Source organism: Cognatundibacterium curvum (genome assembly GCF_014284235.1).
In the GTDB taxonomy this organism is placed as follows: domain Bacteria; phylum Pseudomonadota; class Gammaproteobacteria; order Burkholderiales; family Burkholderiaceae_D; genus Undibacterium; species Undibacterium curvum.
Genome location: NZ_JACOGD010000035.1, coordinates 1 through 384 on the forward strand (window position 1 = coordinate 1; position 384 = coordinate 384).

Annotated in this window: 1 protein-coding gene; it reads right to left on the reverse strand. The window is 53.9% G+C overall.

Features of this window, described 5'->3' with window-relative positions:
* Nucleotides 1-154 precede the first annotated feature (154 nt).
* Nucleotides 155-384, reverse strand: a 230-nt coding sequence (locus tag H8K43_RS18745; RefSeq protein WP_186905262.1) for an energy transducer TonB, incomplete at its 5' end; no start/stop codon positions are given.

The window sequence follows — 384 nt, forward strand, 5'->3', positions numbered from 1 at the left end:
GTGCTTCCTTTAAACAAATTATTTAAGGTTGGTCGTGCTTACTGCTGTTTTTGTATGAGCGCTTGCCACCGGGGTGGCTTACGCTCGTTTGTAATTCCTCAGGAATGACGGGCGGTGGGTAGAACGGGGCTGTCCCCCGTTCTTGCCTGTTGCCTTAATCCAGCTTCCAGACGTACTGGACTTTGGTCCAGCTTTGTTGTGGCTTGCCATCCACTGTGCCTGGTTTGTTTTTGCAGGCACCTGATAACAACTGGGAACGGACCGCATTGTCCAGACCGCGGAAGCCACTGGACTTCTCGATCTTGACGTCGGCGACGGTACCGTCTGCGCCGATCAGTACGGCCAAGGTGGTGATACCGGTTTCTTCATTACGCAGCGAAGCGC